We start from the raw sequence: 11,876 nt of genomic DNA on the forward strand, positions 1-11,876 counted from the left end.
TTTTACCTGTGGATATATGTCTAAAAATAGAATTATAACTCTGCTTACGGATTTTGGATTAAGCGATGTTTATGTGGGAGTGATGAAAGGTGCGATCGCCCAAATTAACCCGCAGTTAAAAGTCATTGACATTACGCACCAAATACCTTCTCAAAATATTGCGGCGGCGAGGTTTTGTTTGATGACTGCTTTTGCTTATTTTCCGCCGGAAACCGTACACGTTGCTGTCGTCGATCCGGGGGTGGGAAGCAAGAGACGCCCGGTTGCGATTAAATGTGCTAATTGCTTTCTTGTCGGGCCGGATAACGGGTTGTTTAGCGGGGTGTTGAGTCGGGAAAGTGCGATCGCCTCTGTCGAACTCACGAATTCTCAATACTGGCGATCGCCTCAACCGAGCAGCACTTTTCACGGTCGCGATATTTTTGCAGCAGCGGGCGCTCACTTGGCGAACGGGGTGGCGTTGGAAGACTTGGGAGAGGCGATCGACCCTGCAAGTTTAGTCGAGTTAGAGATACCAAATTGTGCCGTTACAGCCACAGGTGCAGCAGGCTGCATTCAATATGTCGATCGCTTTGGCAACCTAATTACTAATATCCCGAATAATTGCATTATAGGTAACAATTGGTCATTGACAATTAGCAATAGTTCTGATGCAATTCGCATCCCCAGCGGTAAAACCTACAGCGACACCGAACCGGGCGATTTAATTGCCATAACTGGTTCTGACGGTTGGCTAGAGATTGCCGTTAACGGCGGCAGCGCTCAATCAGTATTAAAATTGGAATGCGGAGCGATCGTGCAATTGCTTTTTGAAACTAACAATTAAATAGGGTTTGCTGAATAATTGATCGCAGACCACTAGCAGGAGTGATCGATATATTCAAACCGAGTTAAAGATGAGTTTTTCCTGCCTGATTTTGAGACAAATATAAGCGCAAGTTATGTTAAGTCCAAAAACAGGCTTTGTTTGATCCGCTCGACATAAAAACACATAAAAAACCCGGCGCCACCAGGTAGAAAGGTTCATGACTAAAAAAGTGATAGCAATAGTTGTTTGTGAAGTATTATCAAGTTTTGCCATGATTCGATTGAGACCGAATCTTCGTTTACCTTCCCCGAATTTACCCTCAATCGCATTCCTAATTCTGTCATCTTCCAATGCTTGCTTCTTTTTTTCTTTACTAACATTTACGGGAGGTCTTCCTAAAGGCGGCCCACTGATTCTAATGCCTTTTTCATGACACCAAGCTCGGTTTTCTCTGGTACGATAAATTCGATCTGCATGAACTGACTCTGGATAGTATCCCGTGAATCTATAATAAGCTTCTACTTGTGCTTTTAGGTCTCCTGATTCGTTGAAATTATCCCAGCTCATCCGGTCTAAAAATACATATCCTTCAAAACTGCTCGCTGATAGTTTAGCTCCAAATTCTACACTTTTTCCGGCTTTTCCTCTGACTATGGGACGGATATGGGGTTGGCTTAAACTTACTATTCTATCCTCAATGCTCTGTTTATTATTGTCAAATAACCATTGCTGTTGGCGATAAACTTCTGTGAGGACTAGCAAAGTTTTATATTGCTTTTTATTCAGACCTTCTAAGGTCGAACCTGAATCAATTAGCTGTTCAATATGAGCCAAGTTTCTTTTAATATATTGGAGTTGTTTTTTAATTGCTTGTCTTTTTTTATTTCGGGAGGGTCTTCTTTGTTTGGCTATTAATAAGTAATCTTTTCGAGCGAGATTACGGTAGGTTTTGGGTTTTTTATTGGTTTGATATTTGATCTGTTTATACAGGATGTCTATAATTTTTTCGGTATGAACTCTGGCTCCGCTTAATAGTCCTAAGTCGGTCGGGTAACTAATGTCGGCTGGGGCGCAGGTCGCATCTATGATTAATTTTCCGCTATTGACTGACTTATTTTTGGCGTCCGAATCCTTTTTTTTTCCCGTTTTAACTGGGGTGAGGGAGCGTATTTTTTCAACCATTCGCTCGTTCACTTTATTAATTAGGTTGGGACTAATTCGTTGCCGAAAGTGAACTAATAGTGATGGGTCAAATGGCAGCTCGTTACTGTAACTTGATTGACCGATAAAGTATTGCAGATACGGGTTTTCCCGGATTTGTTCGACTGTCTCCCGATCGCTAATTCCGAGTTTTTCTTTGATGATTAATGCCCCCAACGCCATCCGAAAGGATTTGGCCGGTGCCCCCATTTCTGTGGGGAAGTTTTTAGCATATTCTGCTTCAAATTCTGACCACGGGATAAGTTCGGCCATTTTTACCCAACGGTTAAGGAGTGACAATTTTCCACAGGAGGGGAGTTCAAAGTCGGAAGGTGAGTGGGTAGCAAGCTCAGCTTTTTTGTACACGTTCGCAGGTGGTGATGCACGGGTTTTGACCTATTTTACCTGTTTATCTTGCACTTTTTTCTCGCTCGCGCTATCGAAACCCAGACCACGCAATAGGTGATCGATTATTCAGCAAGCCCTAAATAGGACTTTAGCATGGGTACTCAGAAACCGGGTTTTTTACGAAAATACTTTGTTAGAATCAGCAGATTCCCTAAAAAACCCGGTTTCTTTGGCGGAGTGCGTAAGCCATAGTCGGGAAATTTTTAGATTACTCATTTTTGGACGGGCTAATTTTTAAATGCAAGTATTAAAAACCCGGTTTCTTCAATAAACCGGGTTTCTCATCTTTATCCCGCTACCACGAAATTAACCAACTTTCCAGGCACCACAATTACTTTTTTAATCTCCTTACCTTCAAGGTGACGCTTGGCCAATTCCGATTCGCGAGCAAACTTTTCCAAAGCAGCTTTGTCAGCACCTGAAGGCACTTGAATTGTGCCGCGAGTTTTGCCCATAACTTGAATTACAAGCGTAATTTCATCGGTAATTAGGGCAGAAGTATCCACACTCGGCCAAGTTTGCGTATGCACCGATTCACTGTTACCAGTATTGTGCCACAATTCATCAGCAATATGCGGCGCAAAAGGCGCTAATAAGCGAATCAAAGTGTTAATTCCTTCTGCATAAATTGGCGAATTTTTACATTTAGCATCATTCAAAGCATTGCTGAGTTTCATCATTTCAGAAACAGCAGTATTGAACTGATAATCGCCCTCCAAATCTTCGCTCACTGCCTTAATTGCAGTGTGAATTGCCCGTCGCAAATCCTTCTCAGGTTTACTTAATTCAGCATTCTCTCCTGCTTGAGCGGGGGTGGCAGGGACTCGTCCACCAAACTCTGTAACCACGCGCCAAACGCGATTTAAAAAGCGAAATTGCCCTTCCACATCAGCGTCGTCCCACTCCAAATCCTTCTCTGGCGGCGCTTTGAATAAAATAAACATCCGCGCCGTATCTACCCCATATTTGCCCATAACTTCCAAGGGGTCAACGCCATTGTATTTTGATTTGGACATCTTCTCGTAGAAGACTTCCAAAGCTTCGCCAGTTTGAGGATCTTTGGGATTTGCGGGGTCTATATCTGCTGGGGGAACGTATTTGCCAGTAACAGGATTTTTATAGGCCATTGCTTGCACCATGCCTTGAGTTAACAGGCGTTTAAATGGTTCGTCACAATTGATTAAACCCCGATCGCGCAAAACCTTGGTAAAGAACCGCGAATACAGTAAGTGCAAGATTGCGTGTTCGATGCCGCCCACATATTGGTCTACGGGCATCCAATCATTTGTCTTCGCCGTATCGAAGACTTGCTCTTGATTTTGAGCATCGGGATAGCGCAAGAAATACCACGAAGAATCGATAAAAGTATCCATCGTATCTGTTTCTCGCTTGGCCGGAGTGCCACAACTCGGACAAGGAACGTTTACCCATTCTTCCATCTTTGCCAAGGGCGAACCTTTGCCCGTAAATTCTACATTTTCCGGCAACAATACGGGCAAATCCGATGCGGGTACGGGGACAGTTCCGCAGGTGGGACAGTGAATTACGGGAATCGGAGCGCCCCAATAACGCTGTCTAGAAATCAACCAATCTCTCAAGCGGTATTGGATTCGGGCTTTGCCATAACCTGCATTTTCGGCATGGTGAATAATCGCTGCTTTGCCTTTAATTGAATCCATGCCGTTGAAGCTTTCGGAATTAATCATAATTCCGGGTTCGGTGTAAGCTTCCGTCAGCGGAATCTCATCATCAGCCACAATTACTACTTTAATTGGCAGTTGATATTGATTGGCAAATTTGAAATCTCGTGTGTCGTGGGCGGGTACTCCCATGACTGCGCCGGTGCCATATTCGTATAGCACATAATCGGCAATCCAAATGGGAATTTCTTCGCCGTTGAAAGGATTGATTGCTTTGCCGCCTGTGGGGATGCCGCGCTTTGGTTTGTCTTCGGCTGTGCGATCGATCTCGCTTTGCAGTGCAACTTCTTTGATGAAGGTTTCTACGGCGGCTTTTCTGTCTGCGGTTGTCACGCGCTGAGTTAGTGGATGTTCCGGCGCTAAAACAAGGTAACTGACGCCGTAAACTGTATCGGGACGTGTGGTGAAAACGGCGATTTTTTCATCCATTCCGACGATGGGAAATTCTAAGTAAGCGCCGACTGATTTGCCGATCCAGTTGGCTTGCATTAATTTGACTCTTTCTGGCCAATCTGGCAATTTGTCTAAGTCGTTTAATAACTGTTCGGCGTAATCGGTAATTTTGAGGAACCACTGCCGCAATAATTTGCGCTCGACTTTGGCACCGGAACGCCAAGAACGACCTTCGTTATCTACTTGTTCGTTTGCTAAGACTGTTTGGTCGATCGGGTCCCAATTAACTGCGGCTTCTTTTTGATATGCTAATCCTGCTTCTAAAAATTGTAAGAAAATCCATTGAGTCCACCGATAATAATCGGGAGAACAAGTTGTAACTTCTTTTGTCCAATCAAAGGAAATGCCGAGACGGCGAAATAAGCCTTTCATTTGGGCAATATTTTCATACGTCCATTTTGCCGGGGGAATTCCGCGCTCGATGGCGGCATTTTCTGCAGGCAAACCAAAAGCGTCCCACCCCATCGGATTGAGTACGCGATAGCCTTGCATTCGCTTGAGTCTGGCAATTACATCGATGATTGTGTAGTTGCGGACGTGGCCCATGTGCAGGTTTCCCGACGGGTAGGGGAACATGGATAAGGCATAAAATTTAGGCTTTTGGGTATCTTCTGGCATCTGGTCTAAGTTTTGCTCAGCCCATGTCTGCTGCCATTTTTCTTCTATGGATTGGGGGTTATATCTGGAATCCACAACAATTGCTCCGTGCAGGGTTTAGTAATGTTTGCTTCAGTATTTTTACACATTCAAGGGGCTTCGATTCTGATTTTTCTGAGCTCCAAGGATTTTGGCTCTAATCTCTGTATTATATATTGTAGTATATGTAATTTTAGCTGGGGGGCGATCGACCAAATATCCCCGTTCGCCCTGAAAAGAATAAGACTTACGCACGGGTGGTCAGAAACCGCGTTTTTACCAGCAGACTTCGTTACAGTCGGCGAAGCCGCAAAAAACCCGGTTTTTTTGGTCTTGATGCGTAAGTTTTAAAAGAATAAATAACCCCAATTCCCAGAAACCAGATTTCTGAGATAAACCGGGTTTCTTAGCATTTATTCCGGCTTAAATGCTATCGGACTCGCACAGCAATGTACCTTTCAATTTGTCATCGGGTCGGGGCGGGTTTACGAGATTATGGGTTTCAGGCAATTATTGTTGGTGAAACCCGCCCCTACATAAATATTTTTTAACCCGCAATTTATCATTGGTAATTGATAATTTTGTAGGGGCGGGTTTTACCAACCATCTATGTTTAAAACCAATAATCTCATAAACCCGCCCCCACCCAACGACTCCTAAAATTATAAAAAATGGCGATCGGCGATCGAATATATCGCTCATTGGCGTTCTAATTTTGACAAGTTTTTCTGGGCAAAGTTGCGGAGTGTTTCGTCAGGATCGTTCTGTGCGCGATCGCGCACAATTTCTAAAGTTTCAGGGCGATCGGAATATAGTTCAATAATAGCTGCAAGAGCTGTTTGCCGGGGATTATATTGCCAACTGTACTTGCGAGCGAAGGGGTCTTTGATAGCAAGATCGCACAAGAACTCAAATAATTCCGGGTCATCTTTCCAGCCCCGTGCTAATTCTCGTACTGCTGCACATCGCACATACCAATCATCGTCTGAGTGAGCAATTTGTTTGAGAATGGGTAAGGTTTCTGGGTCATCTTTCCACCCCCGTGCTAATTCTGGTATTGCTGCTTGTCCCACAGCCTCATCATCGTCAGATTGAGCCAGTTGTTTGAGAATGGGTAAGGTTTCTGGGTCATCTTTCCACCCCCGTGCTAACTCTTCTACTGCTGCTTGTCGCACAAGCCCATCATCGTCAGATTGAGCCAGTTGTTTGAGAATGGGTAAGGTTTCTGGGTCATCTTTCCACCCCCGTGCTAATACTTCTACTGCTGCACCTCGCACAGCCCAATTATCGTCTGAGTGAGCCTGTTGTTTGAGAATGGGTAAGGTTTCTGGGTCATCTTTCCACCCCCGTACTAATTCTTGTACTGCTGCACCTCGCACAGCCCAATTATCGTCTGATTGAGCGCGTTGTTTGAGCCAAGGTAAGGTTTCTGGGTCATCTTTCCACCCCCGTACTAATACTTGAACTGCTGAATAGCGCACAAGCCAATTATCGTCTGAGTGAGCCTGTTGTTTGAGAATGGGTAAAGTTTCTGGGTCATCTTTCCACCCCCGTGCTAATTCTTTTACTGCTGCATATCGCACATTTTCATTATCGTCTGAGTGAGCAAGTTGTTTGAGAATGGGTAAGGTTTCTGGGTCATGTTTCCACCCCCGTGCTAATACTTGAACTGCTGCTTGTCGCACACCCGAATCATCGTCTGATTGAGCAAGTTGTTTGAGAATGGGTAAGGTTTCTGGGTCATGTTTCCACCCCCGTGCTAATACTTGAACTGCTGCACGTCGCACATCCCCATTATCGTCTGATTGAGCCAGTTGTTTGAGAATGGGTAAGGTTTCTGGGTCATCTTCCCACCCCCGTGCTAATTCTTGTACTGCTGCACGTCGCACATCCGAATTATCGTCTGATTGAGCCTGTTGTTTGAGAATGGGTAAGGTTTCTGGGTCATCTTTCCACCCCCGTACTAATTCTTGTACTGCTGCATATCGCACATACTTATCATCGTCTGATTGAGCGCGTTGTTTGAGAATGGGTAAGGTTTCTGGGTCATCTTTCCACCCCCGTGCTAATTCTTTTACTGCTGCACCTCGCACATTTGAATTATCGTCTGATTGAGCGAGTTGTTTGAGAATGGGTAAGGTTTCTGGGTCGTCTTTCCACCCCCGTGCTAATTCTTCTACTGCTGCATATCGCACAGCCCAATTATCGTCTGATTGAGCCAGTTGTTTGAGCCAAGGTAAGGTTTCTGGGTCATCTTTCCACCCCCGTGCTAATTCTTGTACTGCTGAATATCGCACATCCTTATTATCGTCTGATTGAGCGCGTTGTTTGAGAATGGGTAAGGTCTCTGGGTCATCTTTCCACCCCCCTGCTAATACTTGAACTGCTGCACGTCGCACATCCCCATTATCGTCTGATTGAGCGCGTTCTTTGAGAATGGGTAAGGTTTCTGGGTCATCTTTCCAGTTCCATGCTAATTGTTTTACTGCTGCTTGTCGCACACCCGAATCATCGTCTGATTGAGACTGTTGTTTGAGCCAAGGTAAGGTTTCTGGGTCATCTTCCCACCTCCGTGCTAATTCTTGTACTGCTGCACGTCGCACATCCGAATTATCGTCTGATTGAGCAAGTTGTTTGAGAATGGGTAAGGTTTCTGGGTGATCTTTCCACCCCCGTGCTAATTCTTCTACTGCTGCTTGTCCCACAGCCCCATCATCGTCTGATTGAGCCTGTTGTTTGAGCCAAGGAAAGGTTTCTGGGTCATCTTTCCACCCCCGTGCTAATTCTTCTACTGCTGCTTGTCGCACATACTTATCATCGTCTGATTGAGCCTGTTGTTTGAGCCAAGGAAAGGTTTCTGGGTGATCTTTCCACCCCCGTGCTAATTCTTGTACTGCTGCTTGTCGCACATACCAATCATCGTCTGATTGAGCCAGTTGTTTGAGAATGGGTAAGGTTTCTGGGTCATCTTTCCACCCCCGTGCTAATTCTTGTACTGCTGAAGGTCGCACACCCGAATCATCGTCTGATTGAGCCAGTTGTTTGAGCCAAGGTAAGGTTTCTGGGTCATCTTTCCAAGTGGCTGCAATTGCTGGTACTGCTTGTCTGGGAATTTGATAAACTAGGCTGTGATATTCTGGAGATGTAAAACGAGTTATATTTTCGTATTTAGTTAACTCTTTAACTCGATCGCGCAAGTGACTAGCAATTCCCTCAATAGTATTTCTATTCCTCACTTCATCCAAACACTTCGCGGCCAAAAACAGATTACTAAACTTTTCCGCTTCCCCATTCTGAGTCATTAAATACTCGATAATTTCCCCTGTGAACAGTTCATTAATCGAACCGGCAATCAACCGCAGCACTTCGTGCCAAGACTCCTCTTGCCAGTGTTCACCAAACACCTTGGTTTTGAGATATTCCAGATCTATTTTGCGTTCTCTTTCAAATTGCCAAACAAAATCCGCAGCACAAAAGTATTCCAAAAACGTCCGGTGAACAAAAGCATAATAATCTGCACCCAAAAAGCACAAAATAAAATTGCGAGTCCGTAGTTGCTCGACTATCAACTTAGCTATCTTGGGAGAATCTTTGATTTTAATAACTTGCAAATAATCATCAATAATCTCTTGCAATCGTGGCGCGGCAATTAAATTTCCAGCTAAACCCCTAGCATTTGCTTGCATTTCCGCCGCAACTAGCCGCAGCATAGCTTGTTTGTCTTTGAAGTCAATCACCACATCAAAACGTTCATCATTGAGAGCTTTATCCAAATCCCACTGTTGCAGCAAAACTCGCGAACATTGATGGTACAACTCTGCTCTATCTCTCGGCAATTCTTGATAGCGATTGAGAATCGCCATCATCGTTAACAACAAAGGATTTCCCGCCAATTCTCGAATAGCCTGAGATTCAGCAATCGCCCGACGTAGCCTTTCTTGCTTTTGAACCCGGTCTTTTAGATTATTAAAAGTCAAATTATGCCATTTTTGCAGAAAATATTCAATTTGCGAATCAGTCAAATCTTGTAGCATGAAATGCCGAAAGTTTGCGTCACGAAGCTGCTGGGGCTTGTAACCAATGACGCGAGAAGTCACCAACACTCGCACGCGAGGATAGTTCCTGGTAAAGTTAATAATCTCGCGAACAGCTTGCTCTCGTTGCTGCGGATCAAACACTTCATCTAACCCATCAAAAATCACCAAAGCGTCGCCAGCAACTAGGCGTGCTTGCAATAATTCCCGCTCAATATTGCAGATTGAATTGCTAGCTTGATGGAAAAAATCCAGAAAATCAGTACACTGATTGGAGTTGCAATCTTGCATATACTTCCGCAACTCAATCAGTAACGGAATCGGCTGCGAAGTCCAATTTGGGACTGGTTGTTCAGCCCATTGAAGAGCGAGATACTGAACTAAACTCGACTTCCCAGAACCCGGATCTCCCAAGATTACTAAATATGGGTAATTTTGTTTATCCTCTACTAATTCTAGTACAGAACGAGGAGCTGATTCAGCATAAACTTTTTTGTAGCGTTCCCAATTTTCGGGTAAAATATCTTCAGGATCTAGTTGATCGCTATCAATGAGTCGCTGTTGATAAGATTTGGGCAACTCATGAATTTGTGGCATAGCTTCGCCAACTTCCCGCACATCTTGAGCCACAAAAATATTCCACAATTGCAGTTGATAGCTGTAACCCGAAGTTTCAACTGTATCTAATCTGAGATAACCGTAATTATTTTTAATTGCGTCGCGATACCGCCGCCAACTAATATCAGCAGTTTCTTCCAGTGCTACAGCACCTTTTGGCGCAGCGAGTAAATTTTGTAAAGCCAGGGATTCTTGCCCAAGTGCGAGTGCTTTGCGCCGATACCGTTTAGCTAATTGTTTCCAATCAAATTCATCAGGTAGCGGTAGTAGATGTAGAGTTTCCCAAGTTTGTGCTAACTGATGACTATCTGGGAATTGTTCAGCATTTTGAAAGGGCTTTCCCAATTCGGCGAGTACGGCTGGATGGCGAATAAATTGATCTAAAGAGTCAGTATATTGAATCACTTTCGTTTCTGATTCATCTGCATCTTCCAACTCTTGCTGTACCAGTAGCAAAAACTGTGTCAGCGATGCTATGCAGGCTTGGATGAGGGTGTCTTGAGTTGAGTCTGCAATTTGAGCGTCATTTGTGGAGAAAAGTCTGACAACGAAATTATCGAGATTTTCGCGCATCAGTTTTTCCAGCAGAGTTTTGTAGATAAACCCGACTGTATTTGTGGAAATTCCTGACATTGCTAGCAAATCCATAATGGCTGCCTCATTCGTTCTGTCTTATTTTACCACAAATTTTAGCTCCTCCAAATCTCCCTTCATAAGTCCGAGAGTCCGACAGGGAATGAATTCCCTGTCTCAAAGCTAAAGTCCTCTTAAGAAAACTGAAAAGAACACTTTTTCTCATTTATTCTCGTTCCTAGGCAAAGCCTAGGAATGTTTTCTTGTCCCCCCCTTGTTAAGGGGGGTTAGGGCGGATCTAGACTTTAATACAAACAAAAAAGACTTTCGCTTTAATGTTAAGTTGTCACTAATCGACCAAACCTAGGAATGTTAAAGTAAAGGCTCGGACTGGTATTTTGCGATGATTGCCCTCGCCTGATTGCGAATATCATCACTCACATCAGCCTGACTATCCACCACAGATTGTAATTTTTCAATGAGCTGATTCTGCGTCTCTGGAATTTGGCGAAAATCCCTCATATCTTCACAACACTTAGCAGCTAGAAAAAGATTACTAAAATCATTCGATGCTCCCTCTTGAGCTAGTAAATACTTAATAATTTCTCTAGCAAAGCTGACATCAAGTTTCCCGACAATCAAACTCAGAACCTCATGCCAAGATGAATTATGCCAACGATTAGCAAAAACATCTTGTTTCAGTTCTTCAATGGTAATATTCTGTTTTTTCTCGAAAGAAACGACAAAATGCCAAGCACAGAAAAATTCCAAAAAAGTCCGATGAACAAATCCATAAGCATCACCACCTAAAAAACACAAAATAAAACTTCGCGCTGTTAAATCCTCTCGCAAAACTTTAGCGACTAACGCAGGATCGGAAATTTTTTCAGATATCAAATACTCAGTTAGTATTGCGTCTAAATTTTTATTGTTGATGAGTAAATTGGCGGCATCCAAGGTGTCAGTAGTTTTTTGCATTTGGTGAGCTACTAAGCGCAACATTTCCTGCTTTTTAATATAATCAAGGTAATTATTTACCAAAGGATCTAAAGGACTACTATCTTGCAAGTTTTTGCTGCCATCCCAACGCTGTAATAGTACCTCTGAAGCGCGTTCATATAGAGTAGCCCTATCTCTTGGCAGTTCCTCATTTCGGTTCAAAATTGCCATCATGGTTAACAGCAAAGGATTTCCGGCTAATTCTTGAAAAGCTGAGGAATTATTAATTGAAGCTAGGAGGCGATCGCGTTTTTGATTTCCTTCATTTGGGCAATCTTCAAAAGCCAATTTGTACCATTGAGTGACAAAGGCAGTAATTTGATCTAGATCTAAGTCTTGCAACATAAACTGCTTAAACTTAGCACTTTTGAATAGACCTCTTGCAAAATAATTTTATGATATAATGGAAAGTTTTGCTTGACTGGATTGAATCCCAACTATTAACTT

Annotated in this window: 5 protein-coding genes; 1 reads left to right on the forward strand and 4 read right to left on the reverse strand. The window is 43.5% G+C overall.

Annotated elements, in window-relative coordinates:
* The first annotated feature begins 16 nt into the window (after positions 1-16).
* On the forward strand, positions 17-826 hold the full coding sequence (locus QUA74_RS21850) for an SAM-dependent chlorinase/fluorinase (RefSeq protein WP_333333419.1): 810 nt from the start codon (positions 17-19) through the stop codon (positions 824-826).
* 54 nt (positions 827-880) lie between these two features.
* Here the strand turns inward: QUA74_RS21850 and QUA74_RS21855 are convergent, their stop codons facing one another.
* From QUA74_RS21855 to QUA74_RS21870, 4 genes are all read right to left on the reverse strand, one after another.
* Complete coding sequence (locus QUA74_RS21855) at positions 881-2,374, reverse strand: IS5 family transposase (protein WP_333333421.1); 1,494 nt, start codon at positions 2,372-2,374, stop codon at positions 881-883.
* Positions 2,375-2,703: 329 nt separating this feature from the next.
* Complete coding sequence (gene leuS, locus QUA74_RS21860) at positions 2,704-5,262, reverse strand: leucine--tRNA ligase (RefSeq protein ID WP_333333423.1); 2,559 nt, start codon at positions 5,260-5,262, stop codon at positions 2,704-2,706.
* A 641-nt stretch (positions 5,263-5,903) separates the two neighbouring features.
* The gene (locus QUA74_RS21865) at positions 5,904-10,505 is read right to left on the reverse strand and encodes a HEAT repeat domain-containing protein (protein WP_333333425.1); all 4,602 of its coding nucleotides are present in this window, start codon (positions 10,503-10,505) and stop codon (positions 5,904-5,906) included.
* Between the two features lie 297 nt (positions 10,506-10,802).
* Entirely contained in the window at positions 10,803-11,717 is a 915-nt protein-coding gene (locus tag QUA74_RS21870; RefSeq protein ID WP_333333427.1) for a hypothetical protein, read from the reverse strand.
* Between the last annotated feature and the right edge of the window lie 159 nt (positions 11,718-11,876).

It is taken from the genome of Microcoleus sp. LAD1_D3 (assembly GCF_036702135.1).
In the GTDB taxonomy this organism is placed as follows: Bacteria; Cyanobacteriota; Cyanobacteriia; order Cyanobacteriales; family Microcoleaceae; genus Microcoleus.

Coding starts and splice junctions, on each gene's coding strand:
- QUA74_RS21850 (WP_333333419.1), top strand. CDS start 17: ATGTCTAAAAATAGAATTATAACTCTGCTTACGGATTTTGGATTAAGC.
- QUA74_RS21865 (WP_333333425.1), bottom strand. CDS start 10,505: ATGGATTTGCTAGCAATGTCAGGAATTTCCACAAATACAGTCGGGTTT.